The organism is Escherichia sp. XD33 (assembly GCF_019375075.1).
In the GTDB taxonomy this organism is placed as follows: domain Bacteria; phylum Pseudomonadota; class Gammaproteobacteria; order Enterobacterales; family Enterobacteriaceae; genus Enterobacter; species Enterobacter flexneri_A.
The window spans coordinates 42,341-63,792 of record NZ_JAENDM010000016.1 but is presented as its reverse complement, the minus strand read 5'-3'; the positions used below and the strand labels follow the sequence as shown (position 1 = coordinate 63,792).

16 protein-coding genes and 3 tRNA genes are annotated in these 21,452 nt (G+C 52.2%); 9 read left to right on the top strand and 10 right to left on the bottom strand.

What is annotated here, in order from left to right; all coding sequences use genetic code 11:
• Positions 1-32: 32 nt before the first annotated feature.
• Genes fucK through fucR form a run of 3 tightly spaced genes read left to right on the top strand, consistent with a single transcriptional unit; the run spans position 33 to position 2,664 of the window.
• A complete protein-coding gene (gene fucK, locus K0778_RS11790) occupies positions 33-1,451 on the top strand; it encodes an L-fuculokinase (protein ID WP_000808378.1) in 1,419 nt (472 codons plus the stop codon).
• Between the two features lies 1 nt (position 1,452).
• A complete protein-coding gene (gene fucU / locus K0778_RS11785) occupies positions 1,453-1,875 on the top strand; it encodes an L-fucose mutarotase (RefSeq protein ID WP_000920840.1) in 423 nt (140 codons plus the stop codon).
• A 57-nt stretch (positions 1,876-1,932) separates the two neighbouring features.
• Positions 1,933-2,664 (top strand): L-fucose operon activator, encoded by a 732-nt coding sequence (fucR, locus tag K0778_RS11780; protein WP_000642343.1) that lies wholly within the window; start codon positions 1,933-1,935, stop codon positions 2,662-2,664.
• Between the two features lie 43 nt (positions 2,665-2,707).
• On the opposite strand, the gene rlmM is transcribed toward fucR, so the two are convergent.
• The 4 genes from rlmM to K0778_RS11760 form a co-directional block, all read right to left on the bottom strand.
• Positions 2,708-3,808: a 23S rRNA (cytidine(2498)-2'-O)-methyltransferase RlmM gene (gene rlmM, locus K0778_RS11775; RefSeq protein ID WP_001045520.1), complete on the bottom strand. Its 1,101-nt coding sequence runs from the start codon at positions 3,806-3,808 to the stop codon at positions 2,708-2,710.
• Positions 3,801-4,196, bottom strand: coding sequence for a DUF423 domain-containing protein (locus tag K0778_RS11770; RefSeq protein WP_000203905.1), 396 nt, complete (start codon positions 4,194-4,196; stop codon positions 3,801-3,803). The genes rlmM and K0778_RS11770 overlap by 8 nt, the downstream gene beginning before the upstream one ends.
• An 18-nt stretch (positions 4,197-4,214) precedes the next feature.
• The gene (gcvA, locus tag K0778_RS11765; protein ID WP_000044401.1) at positions 4,215-5,132 is read right to left on the bottom strand and encodes a glycine cleavage system transcriptional regulator GcvA; all 918 of its coding nucleotides are present in this window, start codon (positions 5,130-5,132) and stop codon (positions 4,215-4,217) included.
• A gap of 350 nt (positions 5,133-5,482) precedes the next feature.
• On the bottom strand, positions 5,483-5,710 hold the full coding sequence (locus K0778_RS11760; protein ID WP_000750398.1) for a YgdI/YgdR family lipoprotein: 228 nt from the start codon (positions 5,708-5,710) through the stop codon (positions 5,483-5,485).
• A gap of 191 nt (positions 5,711-5,901) precedes the next feature.
• Between K0778_RS11760 and csdA the strand changes: the two genes are divergently transcribed.
• Both csdA and csdE read left to right on the top strand, forming a co-directional pair.
• Positions 5,902-7,107 (top strand): cysteine desulfurase CsdA, encoded by a 1,206-nt coding sequence (csdA, locus tag K0778_RS11755; protein WP_001300698.1) that lies wholly within the window; start codon positions 5,902-5,904, stop codon positions 7,105-7,107.
• On the top strand, positions 7,107-7,550 hold the full coding sequence (csdE, locus tag K0778_RS11750; protein WP_000184261.1) for a cysteine desulfurase sulfur acceptor subunit CsdE: 444 nt from the start codon (positions 7,107-7,109) through the stop codon (positions 7,548-7,550). The genes csdA and csdE overlap by 1 nt, the downstream gene beginning before the upstream one ends.
• A 50-nt stretch (positions 7,551-7,600) precedes the next feature.
• Here csdE and tcdA read toward each other — a convergent pair whose 3' ends face one another.
• Both tcdA and mltA read right to left on the bottom strand, forming a co-directional pair.
• On the bottom strand, positions 7,601-8,407 hold the full coding sequence (gene tcdA, locus K0778_RS11745; RefSeq protein WP_001425990.1) for a tRNA cyclic N6-threonylcarbamoyladenosine(37) synthase TcdA: 807 nt from the start codon (positions 8,405-8,407) through the stop codon (positions 7,601-7,603).
• A gap of 238 nt (positions 8,408-8,645) precedes the next feature.
• Positions 8,646-9,743: a murein transglycosylase A gene (gene mltA, locus K0778_RS11740; RefSeq protein WP_000678646.1), complete on the bottom strand. Its 1,098-nt coding sequence runs from the start codon at positions 9,741-9,743 to the stop codon at positions 8,646-8,648.
• Positions 9,744-9,951: 208 nt separating this feature from the next.
• On the opposite strand from mltA, the gene K0778_RS11735 reads away from it, so the two are divergent.
• From K0778_RS11735 to K0778_RS11725, 3 genes are all read left to right on the top strand, one after another.
• Positions 9,952-10,028 (top strand) — tRNA-Met (locus tag K0778_RS11735).
• Positions 10,029-10,061: 33 nt separating this feature from the next.
• Positions 10,062-10,138 (top strand) — tRNA-Met (locus K0778_RS11730).
• A 33-nt stretch (positions 10,139-10,171) separates the two neighbouring features.
• A tRNA-Met gene (locus K0778_RS11725) sits at positions 10,172-10,248 on the top strand.
• Between the two features lie 73 nt (positions 10,249-10,321).
• Here the strand turns inward: K0778_RS11725 and amiC are convergent.
• Positions 10,322-11,575: an N-acetylmuramoyl-L-alanine amidase AmiC gene (gene amiC, locus K0778_RS11720; protein WP_000016907.1), complete on the bottom strand. Its 1,254-nt coding sequence runs from the start codon at positions 11,573-11,575 to the stop codon at positions 10,322-10,324.
• A 231-nt stretch (positions 11,576-11,806) separates the two neighbouring features.
• Here amiC and argA point away from each other — a divergent pair, with 231 nt between their 5' ends.
• Positions 11,807-13,138 (top strand): amino-acid N-acetyltransferase, encoded by a 1,332-nt coding sequence (gene argA / locus K0778_RS11715; protein WP_000237947.1) that lies wholly within the window; start codon positions 11,807-11,809, stop codon positions 13,136-13,138.
• Positions 13,139-13,199: 61 nt separating this feature from the next.
• Here argA and recD read toward each other — a convergent pair whose 3' ends face one another.
• The 3 genes from recD to ptrA are packed head-to-tail and all read right to left on the bottom strand — an operon-like array spanning position 13,200 to position 21,449.
• Positions 13,200-15,026 carry an exodeoxyribonuclease V subunit alpha gene (recD, locus tag K0778_RS11710; RefSeq protein WP_000775931.1) on the bottom strand — a complete coding sequence of 609 codons (1,827 nt, stop codon included), beginning with the start codon at positions 15,024-15,026 and terminating at the stop codon, positions 13,200-13,202.
• Positions 15,026-18,568 (bottom strand): exodeoxyribonuclease V subunit beta, encoded by a 3,543-nt coding sequence (gene recB, locus K0778_RS11705; protein ID WP_001285992.1) that lies wholly within the window; start codon positions 18,566-18,568, stop codon positions 15,026-15,028. The genes recD and recB overlap by 1 nt, the downstream gene beginning before the upstream one ends.
• A complete protein-coding gene (ptrA, locus tag K0778_RS11700; RefSeq protein ID WP_063084676.1) occupies positions 18,561-21,449 on the bottom strand; it encodes a pitrilysin in 2,889 nt (962 codons plus the stop codon). The genes recB and ptrA overlap by 8 nt, the downstream gene beginning before the upstream one ends.
• Between the last annotated feature and the right edge of the window lie 3 nt (positions 21,450-21,452).

Genomic DNA, 21,452 nt, shown 5'->3' with positions numbered 1-21,452 from the left:
CAATGTTATCCGGCTATATTGCAGGAGCGATTATGAAACAAGAAGTTATCCTGGTACTCGACTGTGGCGCGACCAATGTCAGGGCCATCGCGGTTAATCGGCAGGGCAAAATTGTTGCCCGCGCCTCAACGCCTAATGCCAGCGATATCGCGATGGAAAACAACACCTGGCACCAGTGGTCTTTAGACGCCATTTTGCAACGCTTTGCTGATTGCTGTCGGCAAATCAATAGTGAACTGACTGAATGCCACATCCGCGGTATCGCCGTCACCACCTTTGGTGTGGATGGCGCTCTGGTAGATAAGCAAGGCAATCTGCTCTATCCGATCATTAGCTGGAAATGTCCGCGAACAGCAGCGGTTATGGACAATATTGAACAGTTGATCTCCGCACAGCGGTTGCAGGCTATTTCTGGCGTCGGAGCCTTTAGTTTCAATACGTTATATAAGTTGGTGTGGTTGAAAGAAAATCATCCACAACTGCTGGAACGCGCGCACGCCTGGCTCTTCATTTCGTCGCTGATTAACCACCGTTTAACCGGCGAATTCACTACTGATATCACGATGGCCGGAACCAGCCAGATGCTGGATATCCAGCAACGCGATTTCAGTCCGCAAATTTTACAAGCCACCGGTATTCCACGCCGACTCTTCCCTCGTCTGGTGGAAGCGGGTGAACAGATTGGTACGCTACAGAACAGCGCCGCAGCAATGCTCGGCTTACCCGTTGGCATACCGGTGATTTCCGCAGGTCACGATACCCAGTTCGCCCTTTTTGGCGCAGGTGCCGAACAAAATGAACCCGTGCTCTCCTCCGGTACATGGGAAATTTTAATGGTTCGCAGCGCCCAGGTTGATACTTCGCTGTTAAGTCAGTACGCCGGTTCCACCTGCGAACTGGATAGCCAGGCAGGGTTGTATAACCCAGGTATGCAATGGCTGGCATCCGGCGTGCTGGAATGGGTGAGAAAACTGTTCTGGACGGCTGAAACACCCTGGCAAATGTTGATTGAAGAGGCTCGTCTGATCGCGCCTGGCGCGGATGGCGTGAAAATGCAGTGTGATTTATTGTCGTGTCAGAACGCTGGCTGGCAAGGAGTGACGCTTAATACTACGCGGGGGCATTTCTATCGCGCGGCGCTGGAAGGGTTAACTGCGCAATTACAGCGCAATCTACAGATGCTGGAAAAAATCGGGCACTTTAAAGCCTCTGAATTATTGTTAGTCGGCGGAGGAAGTCGCAACACATTGTGGAATCAGATTAAAGCCAATATGCTTGATATTCCGGTAAAAGTTCTCGACGATGCCGAAACGACCGTCGCAGGAGCTGCGCTGTTCGGTTGGTATGGCGTAGGGGAATTTAACAGCCCGGAAGAAGCCCGTGCACAGATTCATTATCAGTACCGTTATTTCTACCCGCAAACTGAACCTGAATTTATAGAGGAAGTGTGAAATGCTGAAAACAATTTCGCCGTTAATTTCTCCCGAACTATTGAAAGTGCTGGCAGAGATGGGACATGGAGATGAAATTATTTTTTCCGATGCTCACTTTCCCGCCCATTCGATGGGACCGCAGGTGATCCGCGCTGATGGCCTGTTGGTGAGCGACTTGCTCCAGGCGATTATCCCGTTATTTGAACTGGACAGTTACGCACCGCCGCTGGTGATGATGGCAGCGGTAGAAGGTGACACTCTCGATCCTGAAGTAGAACGACGTTACCGTAATGCGCTTTCACTACAAGCCCCGTGTCCTGACATCATCCGCATCAATCGTTTTGCGTTTTATGAACGGGCGCAAAAAGCCTTTGCGATCGTTATCACAGGCGAACGAGCGAAGTACGGGAATATTCTTTTAAAAAAAGGGGTAACACCGTAATCTCATACCGGTACGCCCGCATGACGCGGGCGGTTATCGAATGATGGGGTGAAAAATATGAAAGCGGCACGCCAGCAAGCGATAGTCGACCTGCTGCTGAACCATACCAGCCTGACCACGGAAGCTCTCTCTGAACAGCTAAAGGTCAGTAAAGAAACCATTCGTCGCGATCTCAATGAATTACAGACGCAGGGTAAAATTCTGCGCAATCATGGACGCGCTAAATATATCCACCGTCAAAATCAAGACAGTGGCGATCCCTTTCACATCAGGCTGAAAAGCCATTATGCGCATAAAGCAGATATCGCGCGCGAGGCGCTCGCGTGGATTGAAGAAGGGATGGTGATAGCCTTAGACGCCAGTTCAACTTGCTGGTATCTGGCACGCCAGTTGCCTGACATCAACATTCAGGTCTTCACCAATAGCCATCCGATTTGCCATGAACTCGGTAAACGCGAACGCATTCAACTGATCAGTTCCGGCGGCACACTTGAGCGCAAATATGGCTGTTACGTCAATCCCTCGCTGATTTCCCAACTTAAATCGCTGGAAATCGATCTGTTTATTTTTTCTTGTGAAGGGATCGATAGCAGCGGCGCACTGTGGGACTCCAATGCCATCAACGCTGATTACAAATCGATGCTATTAAAACGTGCCGCGCAATCGTTGTTATTGATTGATAAAAGTAAATTTAATCGTTCAGGGGAAGCCCGCATCGGGCATCTGGATGAGGTAACGCACATTATTTCTGATGAGCGCCAGGTTGCAACTTCTTTGGTAATAGCCTGACGGAAAGGGTAGCAGGCCGGAGACGACGCCCCGGCCTTGCCTGTTATCGCTCGTCGCGACGACCACCCACCGCAGCCCAGATGCGGCGGACGTGCACCGTCACTTCTTCGCGATCGTGATACAACTGCCGCGCCTGAATCTGAGCATTTATGCCATGTTCATCAAGCTGTGCCTGAATATACGCCAGATTGTGTGACACTTCTTCGTAGCGTTTTTTCATCGGCAGTTTGAGGTTGAAAATGGTTTCACGACACCAGCCATTAACCAGCCACTGCGCCATCAATGCCGCAACTTTCGCCGGTTTTTCAACCATATCGCATACCATCCAGGAGATATTGCTGCGCGTCGGACGGAATTTGAAACCGTCTTCCCGCAGCCACGTCACCTGTCCGGTATCCATCAGACTTTGCGCCATCGGGCCGTTGTCGACGGAATAAACCCACATGTTGCGCTTCACCAGTTGGTAGGTCCAGCCGCCAGGGCAAGCGCCTAAATCCACCGCCCACATCCCGTTCGCCAGGCGTTCATCCCACTCATCCGCAGGAATAAACACATGAAATGCCTCTTCCAGTTTGAGTGTGGAACGACTCGGCGCATCTGCCGGAAATTTCAGGCGCGGAATGCCCATATAGAACGGCGAATTATTGTTGCTGTATGAGTAACCGGTATAGCAGCAGCCTGGTGCAATAAAGAATACATGCACAACCGGACGCTTCGGCGTTTCATAGTTCGCCAGCACCCCAGCATCGCGCAAGGCAGCGCGTAGCGGCACGGTGAATTTACGGCAGAATTTCAGCAACTCTTTGCTTTCGTTGGTATCGGCAACTTCAACACGCAGTTCACCGCCCTTCTCTACTACACCCTGTAACATGCCGACAATGGGGGTAATACGATCTTCTGGCGGCAAATGCTGCAGGAGTTCCCCCACCACAAACCACTGGCGGGCAAAAATTAATGAACTGAACGGCAGCTCACGGATTAACTTATCGCCATCATCAGGTTGATAACATTCATAAATGACATAACCCGCATTCTCTTTCACGCGGGCAAAACCGAAAATTTCCCGCTGGCCGGCTTTATCGGTAATTTCTGCGGCGCACTCTTTTTCAAACCCCGGACGGCACAGCAATACAACCTTATTCATGACTTACGCCCTTGCGCTTTAAACGGATAGCACCAACTAACATTAACGCCCAGCCCGCAAGGAAGCTCACGCCGCCAACCGGAGTGACAAACGCCCACAAACGCAGATGGGACAGTGCCAGGCAATAAAGGCTGCCGCTGAACAGCACCGTGCCTAACGCGAGGAAAACGCTACTCCAGTAAAACCAGATACTGATGCGACGCTGCATTGCCACCGCCAGACCTAAGATCGCCAGCGTATGAAACGCCTGGTATTCGAGACCGGTCTGGATCCAGCCCATCTCAACGGCCCCCATGGTTTTACTTAACACATGCGCGCCAAAAGCGCCCAGAGCCACAAAAATGAAGCCGCTAATGGCGGCGAAAATCAGCATAAAACGGCTGGTCATGGTCGTACCCTACGTAAATTATTGTTCATAACGAAAGCGGAATTTTTCTTGTTCAGCAGCGGCTTTCGCCAGGATCCATTGACGAAAGGCGGCTATTTTACCCAGTTCTGCCTGGCTGTCATGACAAACCAGATAAAAAGCGTTTTTACTGACCAGAACATCATTAAACGGGCAAACAAGACGTCCGGCCTCGATTTCAGATTGCGCCATCACGTTATTTGCCAGCGCCACTCCCTGCCCGTGGATAGCCGCTTGCAGCACCATGGCGCTATGGCTAAAAATTGGCCCTTGCTGAACGTTGATATGATTTAACCCCAACTGTCGGGTATATGTCTGCCAGTCACGGCGCGACGCATCATGTAATAACGTATGTTTAGCCAGATCTTCCGGGGTCTTCAAGGGTTTTTCGCCAGTCAGCAGTAGCGGCGAACACACCGGCAATAAATATTCGGCGTACAGTTTTTCCACCCGTAGCCCCGGCCAGTTGCCCCGACCATAAAATATCGCCACATCAACATCATCCGCCAGCTTATCTTCCTGACGATCAACCGCCTGGATTCGAACGTCAATTCCCGGATAAGCTGAATTAAAGCTGGAAAGTCGCGGAACCAACCAATGAATGGCGAAACTGGGGAGTAAACTGACCGTCAACGCCCCCTTGGCGCTACGGGCCTGGAGTTTACGCGTCGCTTCGGTTAATTGCGAAAATATCTCTTTGATATCGAGGAAATAGCTTTGCCCTTCCTCGGTCAGCAGGAGTGAACGATTACGGCGGCGGAACAGTTTTAGCCCCAAAAAATCCTCAAGAGACTTGATTTGATGACTTACTGCGGCCTGGGTCACAAAAAGCTCTTCTGCTGCGCGAGTGAAACTTAAATGGCGTGCTGCAGCATCAAAAACTCGTAAGGCATTTAGCGGTGGTAATCGTTTAGACATGGCTTTTAAACTTTGATGTTAAATGAATTTAACAATTAGATCACACTGTGTAACCTATTAGTTTTTTTAATCTGAGCCATTATAAATTGTCCGTTGAGCTTCTACCAGCAAATACCTATAGTGGCGGCACTTCCTGAGCCGGAACGAAAAGTTTTATCGGAATGCGTGTTCTGGTGAACTTTTGGCTTACGGTTGTGATGTTGTGTTGTTGTGTTTGCAATTGGTCTGCGATTCAGACCATGGTAGCAAAGCTACCTTTTTTCACTTCCTGTACATTTACCCTGTCTGTCCATAGTGATTAATGTAGCACCGCCTAATTGCGGTGCTTTTTTTTACCTTGCGATCGCGAATTACTGATCCAGTTCGACCATCTCTTTCACGTCAGTACGGTTGATCTGCTGTTTGTTGCCATTAGCGTCTTTATACGAAATCATACCGGTATCGTTATCAGTCTGTGGTTTGCCGTCAGAGACGATGGTACGTCCGTCATTGGTGTGCATCACATAGTTCGAACCGGAACAGGCGCTCAGGGCAAAAGTCAGCATACAGGCAGAAATAATTGCGGCAGTCTTTTTCATCATCTTCTCCTTAAAGCGATTAATAAATCTTAATAGTATTGATTAACAGGCTAAAATTAACGCCTAACACTATTCAGCATATGTTACTGACGCGGCTTCGCCAGGATATCCAGATAATTCTGATGGTTAGCACTCTCCTTGTATCAAAGTGAATTTTGCGTCACGATCGGTGCATCAAGCCGAGGAGTACCATGAACGTTTTTAATCCCGCGCAGTTTCGCGCCCAGTTTCCCGCACTACAGGATGCGGGCGTCTATCTCGACAGCGCCGCGACCGCGCTTAAACCTGAAGCCGTGGTTGAAGCCACCCAACAGTTTTACAGTCTGAGCGCCGGAAACGTCCATCGCAGCCAGTTTGCCGAAGCCCAACGCCTGACCGCGCGTTATGAAGCTGCACGAGAGAAAGTGGCGCAATTACTGAATGCACCGGATGATAAAACTATCGTCTGGACGCGCGGCACCACTGAATCCATCAACATGGTGGCACAATGCTATGCGCGTCCGCGTCTGCAACCGGGCGATGAGATTATTGTCAGCGTGGCAGAACACCACGCCAACCTCGTCCCCTGGCTGATGGTCGCCCAACAAACTGGAGCCAAAGTGGTGAAATTGCCGCTTAATGCGCAGCGACTGCCGGATGTCGATTTGTTGCCAGAACTGATTACTCCCCGTAGTCGGATTCTGGCGTTGGGTCAGATGTCGAACGTTACTGGCGGTTGCCCGGATCTGGCGCGAGCGATTACCTTTGCTCATTCAGCCGGGATGGTGGTGATGGTTGATGGTGCTCAGGGGGCAGTGCATTTCCCCGCGGATGTTCAGCAACTGGATATTGATTTCTATGCTTTTTCAGGTCACAAACTGTATGGCCCGACAGGTATCGGCGTGCTGTATGGTAAATCAGAACTGCTGGAGGCGATGTCGCCCTGGCTGGGCGGCGGCAAAATGGTTCACGAAGTGAGTTTTGACGGCTTCACGACTCAATCTGCGCCGTGGAAACTGGAAGCTGGAACGCCAAATGTCGCTGGTGTCATAGGATTAAGCGCGGCGCTGGAATGGCTGGCAGATTACGATATCAACCAGGCCGAAAGCTGGAGCCGTAGCTTAGCAACGCTGGCGGAAGATGCGCTGGCGAAACGTCCCGGCTTTCGTTCATTCCGCTGCCAGGATTCCAGCCTGCTGGCCTTTGATTTTGCTGGCGTTCATCATAGCGATATGGTGACGCTGCTGGCGGAGTACGGTATTGCCCTGCGGGCCGGGCAGCATTGCGCTCAGCCGCTACTGGCAGAATTAGGCGTAACCGGCACACTGCGCGCCTCTTTTGCGCCATATAATACAAAGAGTGATGTGGATGCGCTGGTGAATGCCGTTGACCGCGCGCTGGAATTATTGGTGGATTAATGACAAACCCGCAATTCGCCGGACATCCGTTCGGCACAACCGTAACCGCAGAAACGTTACGCAATACCTTCGCACCGTTGACGCAATGGGAAGATAAATATCGCCAGTTGATCATGCTGGGGAAACAGCTTCCGGCATTGCCAGACGAGTTAAAAGCGCAGGCTAAAGAGATTGCCGGATGCGAAAACCGCGTCTGGCTGGGATATACAGTGGCTGAAAACGGCAAAATGCATTTCTTTGGCGACAGCGAAGGGCGCATTGTGCGCGGCCTGCTGGCGGTGTTGTTGACTGCCGTTGAGGGGAAAACCGCCGCCGAGTTGCAGGCACAGTCACCACTGGCATTGTTTGATGAGCTGGGATTACGTGCGCAGCTTAGCGCCTCACGCAGCCAGGGGTTAAATGCGTTAAGCGAGGCGATTATCGCTGCGACGAAGCAGGTTTAAGCACAGAACCGGGTCGGATAAGACGTTCGCGTCTCATCCGACCTGATTGTTTAACCCTGACGCGCCGCTTTCGCCATCATCTTCTTCAGCGCATGAGAAACCGCAACAAACCCAAAGGTGGCGGTCACCATCGTTGCCGCGCCAAATCCAGATGCACAATCCATCCGCTTCGGCCCTTCTGCCGTGGCTTTCATCGCACACACCGTACCGTCTGACTGCGGGTACACCAGCGCTTCAGTAGAAAACACGCAATCCACGCCGAGCTTACCTTTACTGTTTTTCACTACGCCAAAATCGCTTTTCAGGCGCTCGCGCAACTTCGCCGCCAGCGGGTCCTGAATCGTTTTCGCCAGATCGGTAACCTGAATCTGCGTCGGTTCAATCTGCCCACCCGCGCCACCGGTTGTGACCAGTGGGATTTTATTGCGCCGACAATAAGCAATCAGCGCCGCTTTGGGCCGTACACTATCAATGGCATCAATCACGTACGAATAACCCACGCTCATATACTGCGCTACGTTATCCGGCGTCACGAAATCATCCACCACCGTTACACGGCACTCCGGGTTAATCTGGCGAATACGCTCCGCCATAACTTCCGCTTTTGCCAGCCCAACGTTATCGCGCAGGGCATGAATTTGCCGATTGGTATTGGTGACGCACACATCATCCATATCGATAAGCGTGATTGCGCCAATCCCCGTGCGCGCCAGCGCTTCCGCCGCCCAGGAACCGACACCACCGATACCAACCACACAAATATGCGCGTCAGCAAACAGTTGCAACGCTTTTTCACCATACAGACGCGCTGTGCCACCAAAACGCTGACGCCATGCATCACTAATTACCACAGACATAGCACCTCAGAATTAAAAAGGGCGAGGTTATCCCTCACCCTAAACGCATAAATGCCTGATGCGCTACGCTTATCAGGCCTACATAACTCCTGCAATATTTTGGATTTGCATGATTTGTAGGCCGGATAAGGCGTTCACGCCGCATCCGGCATGAACAACGCGCACTTAGTCAATAATCAGGATGTGAGGTTACCCCTCACCCTGTCATATCCGTAAAAACGGCATACAGAATATCACATCAGCCGCTAAAGACGTTACCTGCGCCCGGGGCGGTTTTCAGCACCCAGACACGTCCATAGTGGTTGTACCAACCTGCGCGGTGTCCGGCTTCCGGCCCGATCCCTTGATAGATATCGAAGTGTTGGCCTTTGATTGCACCACCGACATCCAGCGCCACCATCAGACGCAGTTCGTACTGACCATTAAATTTGCCGTTATTATCCAGCAACGGCACTTCTGCCAGCAAGGTAGTACCTGGCGGAATAATGGAACGATCAGAGGCAACTGACGCGCGACCAACCAGCGGCACCGCACTTGCCCCTTTCACCGGTGCAAAAGATTGCGGTTTAAAGAAAACGAAAGACGGGTTCTGTTCCAGCAGCTCGCGAACCTCCGCTTCACTGTGTGTTTCGCCCCAGTGACGAATCGCCTGCATCGACATATCTTCTTTTTTCACTTCGCCACGGTCGATCAACACCTTACCGATGCTGCGATAGGCATGACCGTTTTTCCCTGCATAGCTGAAAAAGTTAAGCGGACTGCCATCACCAAAGTCGATATACCCACTACCCTGCACATCCATAATGAAGTTATCCATCAGGGAGTTACTGTAAGCGAGAATATATTTATCACTCAATGCCCCCGCGTAGATCTCCGCACGAGACGGCAGACGACCACGTTTTGGCGGCATACGGTAAATAGGATACTGGAACTCGCCCTGGCGGGTATGGCGCGCCTGAATTACCGGCGTGTAATAGCCTGTAAACTGCACGTTACCATAGTTGTCGGCACCTTCCATCTGCCAGGCATCAATGCCGAACTGGCGCATATTGCGGGTATCACCGCCTGCGCGCAGCCACTCTTGCACCGCGTTATAAACATTACTCTGGTTGCCATACAGACGCGGTGACGAATTACGGATATGGTTAATTTGCTCGGCAAAATCACCGGCGTTAATCGGCGCGCCAACGGCATCTGGCTGGTTCACCAGAGAGAAAGGCTGGGTAAATTTCCCGTCTTTATATTGCTGTCCGCGATCGGTTGGTTTGGAAGAGCAGGCGGCAAGCATTGCCACAACCGTGCCCATAAGAAGGTACTTTACCCAACGTCCTTTCATTGTTCTCTTCTTCAGGTTAAAAAATAAGGCGCAACGAAGATAACAAACCGCCGCGTTTAATGAAATGAGCAGCCTCTCCCTGACGCAAATGTTGCACAAAAAATAGGCTTTAGTGATTTGTTTTTGTTCAAAATCATGCCAAATCCGTGATCGGGGTAAAAAAAAGGTTGCATGAAAACGCGAGCGGAGTATAGTGCGCATCCACGGACGCGGGGTGGAGCAGCCTGGTAGCTCGTCGGGCTCATAACCCGAAGGTCGTCGGTTCAAATCCGGCCCCCGCAACCAATTAAAATTTGATGAAGTAAAGCAGTACGGTGACGCGGGGTGGAGCAGCCTGGTAGCTCGTCGGGCTCATAACCCGAAGGTCGTCGGTTCAAATCCGGCCCCCGCAACCAATCAAATTTGATGAAGTAAAAGCAGTACGGTGACGCGGGGTGGAGCAGCCTGGTAGCTCGTCGGGCTCATAACCCGAAGGTCGTCGGTTCAAATCCGGCCCCCGCAACCAATTATTGAACACCCTAACGGGTGTTTTTTTGTTTCTGGTCTCCCATAAAAAAGCGCCATTCAGCGCCTTTTTATCATCCCCTTCTCGCCAGCGTCGCCCCATCGGCAAAATACGCTTTAATCCCCGCAAGAATAGACTCCGCAACTTCCTGCTGGAAAGTCGCCGTTTTCAGTTTACGCTCTTCCTCAACGTTACTGATAAACGCCGTTTCGACCAGAATGGAGGGAATATCTGGTGCCTTTAGTACGGCAAACCCGGCCTGTTCAACTTGATTTTTATGCAGCTTGTTGATTTTACCGAGCTTATTCAGTACCGCTTTACCAAACTTCAGGCTGTCGGCAATGGTCAGCGACTGTACCATATCGAACATGGTGTGGTCGACATAGCGGTCACCGCTTTTGCTCACGCCACCAATCAAGTCCGAGGCGTTCTGGGTTTGTGCCAGATATTTTGCCGCAGTACTGGTTGCACCTTTGGTTGAGAGCGCAAACACAGAGGAACCGCTCGGCTGACGACTGGTAAAGGCGTCGGCATGGATAGAGACAAACAGGTCAGCACGCTGTTTCTGGGCTTTTGCTACGCGCACTTGCAATGGAATGAAGATGTCTTCATTGCGCGTCATGTACACCTTCATATTGCCCTCTTTCTCGATCAGAGAGCGCAAACGGCGAGCTATTTGCAATACCACATCTTTTTCGCGCGTTTTGTATTTCCCCACCGCACCGGAGTCTTCGCCACCGTGGCCAGGGTCAAGCATAATGACAATCGGACGATCGCGCCCTGCTTTACCCGGTTGTGGACCACTTTGCGCTGGCGGCACCTGCTTTTCGAGGTCGCCTTTGTTGTAATCCTCCAGCAGCGCCAGCAGCGGGTCCTGCATATCCTGTGCATTGGCCGGATAGAGGTCCATCACCAGACGCTCTTTAAACCCGGCGACCGGCGCAAGGGCAAACAGCTGCGGTTTTACGTTTTGCTTTAATTCAAAAACCATCCGTACGGTTTGCGGGTCAAATTGCCCGACGCGCGCCGACTTGATGAACGGGTCGTCTGCACGAATTTGTGCCGCCATCCCCTTGAGTACCGAGTTCAGGTTTACATCTTCGATATCCACCACCACGCGTTCAGGGTTACTCAACGCGAACTGCTTATATTTCAGCTGACGATTTGATTCCACCGTCACGCGGGTGTAGCTGGACGCAGGCCAGACGCGCACCGCCACGACCTGGCTGACCGCAGCCAGACTGACCTGACTTACGCTCAATAGCCACATGGCACCCGCGCCTTGCAGTAAACGACGACGGCTGATTGCAGTGTTGGATCCTGACATGCCTCTCCCGAGCAAAAGAAATCTAAGCTGTGTAACAAGTAAACGACTAATTTGACCGGAAACTTTAGCGAAAGACGCATAATCTGTCATCTAATAAACGGTAAACATTCTTTTTATATTCACGGCATTACTGATAAAAAAGTCGCTCTCGCATAAAATTTACACTTGCACCCTGCGAAAAAACAGAATAAAAATACACTAATTTCGAATAATCATGCAAAGAGGTGTGCCGTGGTAAAGGAACGTAAAACCGAGTTGGTCGAGGGATTCCGCCATTCGGTTCCCTATATCAATACCCACCGGGGAAAAACGTTTGTCATCATGCTCGGCGGTGAAGCCATTGAGCATGAGAATTTCTCCAGTATCGTTAATGATATCGGGTTGTTGCACAGCCTCGGCATCCGTCTGGTGGTGGTCTATGGCGCACGTCCGCAGATCGACGCAAATCTGGCTGCGCATCACCACGAACCGCTGTATCACAAGAATATACGTGTGACCGACGCCAAAACACTGGAACTGGTGAAGCAGGCTGCGGGAACATTGCAACTGGATATTACTGCTCGCCTGTCGATGAGTCTCAATAACACGCCGCTGCAGGGCGCGCATATCAACGTCGTCAGTGGCAATTTTATTATTGCCCAGCCGCTGGGCGTCGATGACGGCGTGGATTACTGCCATAGCGGGCGTATCCGGCGGATTGATGAAGACGCGATCCATCGTCAACTGGACAGCGGTGCAATAGTGCTAATGGGGCCGGTCGCTGTTTCAGTCACTGGCGAGAGCTTTAACCTGACCTCGGAAGAGATTGCCACTCAACTGGCCATCAAACTGAAAGCTGAAAAGATGATTGGTTTTTGCTCTTCCCAGGGCGTCACTAATGACGACGGTGATATTGTCTCCGAACTTTTCCCTAACGAAGCGCAAGCGCGGGTAGAAGCCCAGGAAGAGAAAGGCGATTACAACTCCGGTACGGTGCGCTTTTTGCGTGGCGCAGTGAAAGCCTGCCGCAGCGGCGTGCGTCGCTGTCATTTAATCAGTTATCAGGAAGATGGCGCGCTGTTGCAAGAGTTGTTCTCACGCGACGGTATCGGTACGCAGATTGTGATGGAAAGCGCCGAGCAGATTCGTCGCGCAACAATCAACGATATTGGCGGTATTCTGGAGTTGATTCGCCCACTGGAGCAGCAAGGTATTCTGGTACGCCGTTCTCGCGAGCAGCTGGAGATGGAAATCGACAAATTCACCATTATTCAGCGCGATAACACGACTATTGCCTGCGCCGCGCTCTATCCGTTCCCGGAAGAGAAGATTGGGGAAATGGCCTGTGTGGCAGTTCACCCGGATTACCGCAGTTCATCAAGGGGTGAAGTTCTGCTGGAACGCATTGCCGCTCAGGCGAAGCAGAGCGGCTTAAGCAAATTGTTTGTGCTGACCACGCGCAGTATTCACTGGTTCCAGGAACGTGGATTTACCCCAGTGGATATTGATTTACTGCCCGAGAGCAAAAAGCAGTTGTACAACTACCAGCGTAAATCCAAAGTGTTGATGGCGGATTTAGGGTAAGCGATGAAAATCGTCGGATGCGACATGCGTAACACTCGTACGTCGCATCCGGCAATTACGTTTATTCCCGTGAACTAAACAACGCCGCCAGACCACTGCGCCGCTCAGTACGAGTGGCGATTGCCGCACTTAATATGCGCTCATCGGCATACAGCGACAGACGGCGACGCGCGCGGGTCACCGCGGTATAAACCAGCTCTCGCGTTACTACCGGCGTGCGTTGGCTCGGCAAAATCAACGCCGCATGGTCGAACTCCGATCCCTGCGATTTATGTACCGTCATCGCCCACGTAGTTTCGTGCTCTGGCAAGCGACTCGGTTGCACAGACTTAATATTGCCGTCCGGCATCGCAAACCAGACGCGCGTCCCCTGCCCGCGATCCAGCGCAATACCGATATCGCCATTAAACAACCCAAGCGCGCTGTCATTACGGGCAATCATCACCGGTCGACCTTCGTACCAACGAGAGTGCGGATGACGATGAATTTTGCGCTTCTGTTGCATAAACTGCTCAATTCGCTCATTCAGTCCAGCCACGCCAAACGGCCCTTCCCGCAGGGCGCACAAAAGCTGGTACTCATTGAACGCCTGAATGATTAAATCCGGCTCGGCACGCGCTTGCAGCAGATCCAGATAACGTCCGTAACCCGCAAGAGCTTCCTCAAGCATCGCAATATAATCTTCGCCGCTCTGTAAAAGCCGTTTTTCGATATCAGTAAAATCCTGCTGAAAAACGGTTTTCACTGCCGTTTTATCACCACGGTTGATCGCCGCAGCTAACTGACCAATGCCAGAATCGCTGCCGAAACGATAGCTTTTTTGCAGCAGGCAGAGACTGTCGCGCAAAGATGCCGCTTCTGTGCCGGTTCCTGCCGGAACGTGAGTCCCCGTCAGGCGGCTTAGCTGCCTGGCACGCTCGGCGGTAAAGCCCGCGTTGGCATAAGCGCAGATATCGCCCAGCACAGCCCCAGCCTCAACCGAGGCCAGTTGATCACGATCGCCGAGAAAGATCACTCGCGCATGATCTGGCAAGGCGTCGATCAGTCTCGACATCATAGGCAGATCGATCATTGACGCTTCATCTACCACCAGCACATCAAGATGCAGCGGGTTACCGGCATGATGACGTAAACGCTGGCTACCCGGCTGCGCACCCAGCAATCGGTGCAAAGTGCTGGCATCTTCCGGAATGCGTTTCTTTTGTTCATCGCTCAGCGGTAACTGTCGCAAAGCCTTGCCGAGAGATTCGGTTAAGCGCGCGGCAGCTTTACCCGTTGGTGCAGCCAGACGGATACGGCAGCGTTCGCCGTCGGCCATTTGAATTAACGCTGCCAGCAACTTCGCCACGGTGGTCGTTTTACCGGTGCCTGGGCCGCCGGAAATCACCGAGATCCGCCGCGTCAGCGCCACTGCCGCCGCAACTTTTTGCCAGTTAATTTCATCGCTTACTGGAAAAAGTTTGTCCAGGGTTTGCGCCAGTAGAGCTTCATCAACCTCGATGGCATGATTCACCTCATTGAAGAAGCGCGCTACCGTCCGCTCGTTACACCACATGCGATTCAAATAAAGACGATCGCCACAGAGGATCATCGGCGTGGGTTCATCTCCCCGGCTGACCGCTTGTGAAGCCAGCAAGCATTCTTCCCAATTTTGTAGCTCACCGATTTCACTGACACAGGTCGCCAACAGCGGATGCGACGCCTCGTTATTTTCCAGTCGTGAAAGCGGTAAACAGACATGCCCTTCCCCGGCGTCGTGGCTTAACAGGGCTGCCGCGAGGGTGACGGCAGGATGTTCATCTCCCGCCACGGTCAGGGCAAATTGCACATCCAGCGGGCGTAGCTGTTTGTGCTCCACAGCTTCCAGTAATTGCTTTTGCAATTTCATTACGCCTCCTCCAGGGTCATACCGGCAAACATCTCATCCATCAGGTCAATCAACCCTGCATTGGGTCGGGTTGTGTAAATCCCCTGTTGCGGATGTTCTTTATCAACGCCACGCAGGAACAGATAGATAACGCCGCCAAAGTGACGATCATAGTCGTAATCAGCAATGCGATGGCGCAGATAACGATGCAGCGCCAGGGTATAAAGCTGATATTGCAGATCATAGCGGTGTGCCTGCATCGCTGCTGCCATAGCCTGTTGGGTGTAAGCCGAACTGTCTTCACCCAACCAGTTGGATTTATAGTCGAGCAGGTAATAACGCCCTTCGTGGCGGAACACCAGGTCGATAAAGCCTTTTAACATGCCACGTACCTGCATGAACTCCAGCGGCGGGCAGCCTGCGGATAGCGGGTCAAACTGGCGGATTAACGTATCAAGCTGACTGGCGATAAGCGGTTCACTAATCGGCAGATAAAACTCCATCTCCACCTGTTTATTGCGGGCGGAAAGTTGACTCAGGCTTACGCCGGTTTCATTGAGAGGTGCCTGGAGGACAGCCGTGATCCACTCGGTCAATACCGGTTCCCACTGCGATTCAAAGCCGCCGAGTTCCAGTTTTTCCCGCACCCAGTTCGGGTCAACCGGCTGGGTAAAATCCAGGTCTTCAAACAAACTGTGCAAGAACGTCCCCGGTGACGCACCGCGCGGAAACTGATGTGGTGTTAACGTCGGTTCTTCAACGACGCTGGCAACGCCTGCAGCATCGACATCCAGCCGAGGCATCAAATCCTGGGCGATACCGTGACCACGCTGTTGCAAACCAGAGTAGCTGGTGACGCGCCAGTTATCGCCGGGCAATCGTTGTAACGTCTTCGCATTCAGCTCTGCTGTAGAAACATCATTAACCTGCCAGGGTTGGTTATCACCAATTTGTGCCGTTTGCCAGGCAATATCATCATCGCACAATGCTTCAATACAGGTGCGAAGCCCTGCCGCATCTTGCGGTTCCCCTTTTTGCAGCAAACGCCCGAGCGCACTTTGGTGGACGTCGGTGTCACCTTTTTTATCGCCACGACGGCGCACCAGCGGTGCAACGCCGAGACTACAATGCCAAACCGAACGCGTCAGCGCCACGTAAAGCAAACGCAGATCTTCCGCCAGACGTTCGGCCTCCGCGAGGTCGACGCTTTCTGGCGCAGCATTAAGATCCAGAACTGCCTCAAACGAGTGGCGATCGTGATAAAACGCCTGCTCCTGGACGCGGAAATTGGTGATAAACGGCAGCCAGACCAATGGATATTCCAGCCCTTTCGATTTGTGGATCGTGACAATCTGCACCAGATGTTTATCACTTTCGAGACGCATTTGTTGGCTGGAGGCATTACTGTCTGGCTCGAGGATATGTTGCGATAACCAGCGTACCAGCGCATGTTCACTTTCCAGCTGCGTTCCGGCTTCTTGTAGCAGTTCGCTGATATGCAAGATATCGGTAAGACGCCGCTCACCGCCTGCCGTTGCCAGCAAGTTTTCAGCAATGTTACGCGCCGACATCAGCGCCCGCAGCATCGGCATAACGCCACGTTTGCGCCAGATTTGCCGATAACCATCGAACTCTTCGACTACCACATCCCACGCATGTTCGTCATTGTTCAGCGTTTCGATATCCAGCGCGTTCAGCCCCATCATTGACGTTGCCAGCGCACTACGCAGGGTGTTCTCACGTTCGGGCGTCATCACCGCCTGCAACAACCAAAGCATTTCCTGCGCTTCCAGAGTTTCAAAAACACTGTCGCGGTTCGAAAGGTAAACGGAAGGGATTTCCAGCAACGTTAAGGCATCGCGCACCTGGGCGGCCTCCTGGCGGCTGCGCACCAGCACACTGATGTCCGAAGCACGCACCGGACGCGCGTCGTCGCCGTTCATCAGCAACGCTTCGCCCCGCTGTCCGGCTTGTAGCCAGTCGCGGATTTGCGCAGCACATACCTGCGCCATGGTACTTTGATAATCGCCAACGCCGCAGCTTTCGCCTTCCATCAGCCACATTTTCATCGCAGGCTGTGTTTCACCTTTAAATACAAAACGTAACGCCTGATTTTTCCCGGCTGATTTCACTGGAATAAACGGTATTTCGCGAAACATGAACGCGTCATCAGTCTGGCTGAAAAGCTTATTCACGCTGTTCACCATTCCTGGTGCGGAACGCCAGTTGGTGTCTAAAGTGTAGTGGGCGTGAACTTCGCTACGCGCCTTCATATAAGTGAAGATATCCGCACCCCGGAATGCATATATGGCCTGCTTCGGGTCGCCAATCAGCAACAATGCGGTTTCCGGCTGATGGTGCCAGATACGGCGAAAAATTCGGTACTGCTGGGGGTCGGTATCCTGAAATTCATCGATCATTGCCACCGGGAATCGCGTACGGATCGCCGCTGCCAACACCTCACCGCTTTCGCTACGCAGCGCGGAATCGAGCCGACTTAACATGTCATCAAAACCCAATTCGCCACGGCGGCGTTTTTCACGCGCTACTGTTTCGCGGATCTCAGCCAATGCGCGGGTGATCACCAGATCGCGGATCGACAATGGTTCTGCAAGCAGTTGATCGATCGCCTCAAACAGTGGATGTCGCGGGGTTTCCCCCCCGGCTTTCGTGCGATCTTCTAAGAAACGCTGGGAGAATTTTTCCAGCGACTCTGGCAACTGATAACTGTTGGTCTCTTCTTCTGCCCAGGCGCTGATCTTGTCGATCCATTTAGCCTGATTGCTACGGTTAAACTTGCGTCGATCAATACCAGAAGATTCGATCAGCGCATCCAGTTCACCCACTGCGTCGCGCCACTGCTGTTTTACCGTATCAATACGCGCCACAATTTGCGCGTGGCGGGAAGCCAGCGTTTCATCATCGGGCGGCGGTGCTTTGATAACCGGCGCTTCGCCTTGCAGATAACGATTAATATCGCGCAGCAACGCCTGCGGCCCTTTCCAGGTTTCAAAGACGACCTGGGCTATTTCACGCGGCAGCGGGTAGCAGTGGCGACGCCAGAAATCGGCGCAGGCCTGGTAGCGTAGCAGAGACTCATCTTCAATCAGCTGCTGCTCAAACAGCATACCGGATTCAAAGGCATTCAGGTTGAGCATGCGCTGGCAAAAACCGTGAATAGTAAAGACTGCCGCTTCATCCATCTGCCGTTCGGCTAACAACAACCACTGCGCGGCTTGCGCTTTATCGTCGATCTCTTCCAGCAGGCGTTCGTACAGTGGATTGTCGGTGGTTTCACGCAGACAGGCGATGCGCAACTCGTGGATATTGCTACGGATACGACCACGCAATTCTGCCGTGGCAGCCTCGGTAAAGGTGACCACCAGCAGTTCTTCAACGGTCAGCGGGCGGGGAAAGGCGGCGGAACCGCCTAGTCCAAGTAACAGGCGCAAATAGAGCGCCGCAATCGTAAAGGTTTTGCCTGTGCCGGCAGAGGCTTCAATCAGGCGCTCACCCTGTAAGGGCAAGCGCAAAGGATCTAGTGTCTCGGCGACATCACTCATTCTTTTCACTCATCAGGGGCATTGTTTGCTGCAACGCGCTGACGTTCTCCCACACTTTCCAGCCTTCAGGGTGTACATATTCGGCTTTCCCGTTCTGGCTGCCGGAAATCTGCGACAGAATAGCCATGCCTTGCGGCTCGACCACCGCCTGATGGAAGAAATCAGCAAGTTTTTGCGGCGTCAGCAGTTTTATCTGGGCCACGATTTTATCACGCGAATCGAAGCGCATATTGCCGCGATCGAAATCTTTACTTAACTTCGATGCTTCTTCGCCGAGCGTTTGCGGTGCCTGCAGCATCTGGGTAATTACCGCCTGCTGGATTTGCGCAAACTCATCTGGCTTCATCGCTCGCAATTTTGCCTCTGCGGTTGGGAAAAACGCCTTGTAACGCTCCCACAAGAATGAAGGCTGTTTATCATTGCTTTGCAAAAGGAAGCCCATGCCCCACTGACGCCCCACGCTCATTGGAAACGCAAACACGGCATAGCCCAATTGTTCTTCGGTACGTAACTGATTGTAGAACCACGGCTGTACGATCTGCCTCAACAGAGAGCTATAGGCTGAGCTGGTGTATTCATCGTAGCCAGTCGGTACAAATACCGCTGCCAGTGCGGAGTCGGTGCTGTTACCGGCTTTTTCAAAGATGACGGATTGTTTTTTATCGACCACTACATCTTTGTTTCGACACCACTCTGAACCATCAGCGCCCAACTGTTTTTGCACATCGCGTGCCAGCGTTGTTGCCTGGGCCTCGGTCATGTTGCCGATAACCATAAACTCTGGTCGAGCCCCTGATTTTAAGGCGTCGCGATAGGCCAGCACCTCTTTCAACGTAATGGAGGGCAAAATTTTACGCCGTTCATCTCGCGAGAAGTACGGCACTTGCGAGAGCATCTGCGCGGGCATAATCGCCTGCTCAAACGCTTTACCCTTTTCTGCGGAATCCATCATCTGGTTATACCAGGACTTCGCCTGCTCAAGCTGATCTTCCGTGGCGGTATAGCTAAAGTAGCCTTCCAGCAATGCCTGGAACAGCTGCGGCAGACGCTGGGTGTAACCATTAGCATTAACCATAAGGCCGTTGTTAGCGTTGGTGGAAAAACTTATGCCACCAACCGACGCCTGGTTGCTTAACTGATCAAGCGCCAGCCCTGCGAGATAATCATTGAGCGCAAACATCACCTGATTGCGGGCGCTGTCCATGGCTTTCGGATTACGCAAAATCAGGCTGACATCGGCTTTTGGCTCGCTGGCAAAATAACGGCTTGGCGCATACACTACGCGCAGATTCGACTCATCAACAATCAGCTCTGGATGGTCATATTTCTTGTCTGACTTAATCAGCGAGAAATCGTCAGGAATATAAGGGTTAAGCTCTGGCAAAGAGAGCGCAATGTCGGCGGCTTTTTTCTGCCAGTCGGCGAAAGTTTGTGCGCTGATTTTATCGACCTGATACGGCGCATCGACAAAGTAAGCCGTTTTGTTGTGCGGCTCTTTCGGGCTGATATACCAGATACGCGCATTCTGCGGCGTCATCATCGCCAGACGTTCCTTTACTGCTTTAGCATCGTACCGATCGGCAATATTGACTGCATCCAGCGTATGCTCAACAGGAACGCGAATCATGGTATCTGCCAGCCATTCGACGTAATCCATATCACGGGTGATTGACGGATAACGGAAGTCGATATCCAGCACATTCGCCAGTTCATCGAAGTATTGTTTATCGATCCCTTTTTCACGTAACAAATTGAGGTAGCTAAAAATAGCCGCCACAACCTGATCGCGATTCGCCAGACCTTTATCGGTTAAAGACGCAGAGATCGCTAATACGCCGCTGTTGCCGTTGACGATAGGATCGGAGTTGGCGCTAATGCCCTCAACTAATCCCTGCTTTTGCAGCCAGTCGGAAAGTGTACCTGGGCTGCGATTACCAATCAGATAGGTAATCAATTCATCGGTTTTGCTACGGAATTTCGCCGAGTTGTTATCAATACGAAACTCTACGCGCAACACTTTACGCGGCAGCGCCGGGACGTAATGAATGATAATGCCCTTTTGCGCGTCGGTGACTACCGGCACGGTGATTTCCGGTTTTTTGCTCTCTTTGTTCGGCACGCGACCAAAGGTGTCCGCCGCCATTTTTGCCAACTCCGGCAGCGGTTTATTACTGTAAATAACCGCCTTCATCAAATTGGCGGAATAGTACTTCTCGTGGAAATCTTTCAGCGCCTGCTGCACCGGATTACCAGGTTTGTCGCTTAAAGTTTCGAGGTTACCACCAGAAAACTTTGAACCGGGGTGTGCCGGGTTAATGGTTTCTGCGCTGACCTGTGCCATGCGCATCCCGTCACGCGTACGCGCCATGGTTAATTCAGCGTTCACCGCATTACGCTCACGTTCGGCATATTTCTTGTCGAGCAAAGGTTCAGCAATAGCATCGGCCAGGCGGTCTACCGCACCAGGCAAGGCGTCGTTCTCAACTTCCAGATAGAAAGCCGTGCGATACGGCGCAGTGCTGGCATTGTGACTACCGCCGTGCATTTTGAGATATTCGGCCAGACTGTCAGCCTGCGGGTACTTTTTCGACCCCATCAGACTCATATGTTCAAGGTAATGTGCCAGCCCCTGGTACGCCTCGGGATCTTCCAGCGACCCAACGGGCACCACCAGCGCCGAGAGCGATTTAACCGCCTGCGGATCAGAAACCAGCAAGACCACCATACCGTTATCCAGACGTATAGCCTGATACTGGCGGTTATCTTTATCACTTTTACGGATGGTTTCCTGAATCGGCTGCCATCCCGTTTCTGCCTGACTTAAGGGTGCCCAAAGGGCAACAAACAACAATAATGCTTTGAACCAGGTGCTGCGGGGCATTCA

Bases quoted from the DNA above. Each gene is read 5' to 3' on its own strand.
- fucK (WP_000808378.1), top strand. From the start codon at position 33: ATGAAACAAGAAGTTATCCTGGTACTCGACTGTGGCGCGACCAATGTC.
- fucU (WP_000920840.1), top strand. From the start codon at position 1,453: ATGCTGAAAACAATTTCGCCGTTAATTTCTCCCGAACTATTGAAAGTG.
- fucR (WP_000642343.1), top strand. From the start codon at position 1,933: ATGAAAGCGGCACGCCAGCAAGCGATAGTCGACCTGCTGCTGAACCAT.
- rlmM (WP_001045520.1), bottom strand. From the start codon at position 3,808: ATGAATAAGGTTGTATTGCTGTGCCGTCCGGGGTTTGAAAAAGAGTGC.
- K0778_RS11770 (WP_000203905.1), bottom strand. From the start codon at position 4,196: ATGACCAGCCGTTTTATGCTGATTTTCGCCGCCATTAGCGGCTTCATT.
- gcvA (WP_000044401.1), bottom strand. From the start codon at position 5,132: ATGTCTAAACGATTACCACCGCTAAATGCCTTACGAGTTTTTGATGCT.
- K0778_RS11760 (WP_000750398.1), bottom strand. From the start codon at position 5,710: ATGAAAAAGACTGCCGCAATTATTTCTGCCTGTATGCTGACTTTTGCC.
- csdA (WP_001300698.1), top strand. From the start codon at position 5,902: ATGAACGTTTTTAATCCCGCGCAGTTTCGCGCCCAGTTTCCCGCACTA.
- csdE (WP_000184261.1), top strand. From the start codon at position 7,107: ATGACAAACCCGCAATTCGCCGGACATCCGTTCGGCACAACCGTAACC.
- tcdA (WP_001425990.1), bottom strand. From the start codon at position 8,407: ATGTCTGTGGTAATTAGTGATGCATGGCGTCAGCGTTTTGGTGGCACA.
- mltA (WP_000678646.1), bottom strand. From the start codon at position 9,743: ATGAAAGGACGTTGGGTAAAGTACCTTCTTATGGGCACGGTTGTGGCA.
- amiC (WP_000016907.1), bottom strand. From the start codon at position 11,575: ATGTCAGGATCCAACACTGCAATCAGCCGTCGTCGTTTACTGCAAGGC.
- recD (WP_000775931.1), bottom strand. From the start codon at position 15,026: ATGAAATTGCAAAAGCAATTACTGGAAGCTGTGGAGCACAAACAGCTA.
- recB (WP_001285992.1), bottom strand. From the start codon at position 18,568: ATGAGTGATGTCGCCGAGACACTAGATCCTTTGCGCTTGCCCTTACAG.
- ptrA (WP_063084676.1), bottom strand. From the start codon at position 21,449: ATGCCCCGCAGCACCTGGTTCAAAGCATTATTGTTGTTTGTTGCCCTT.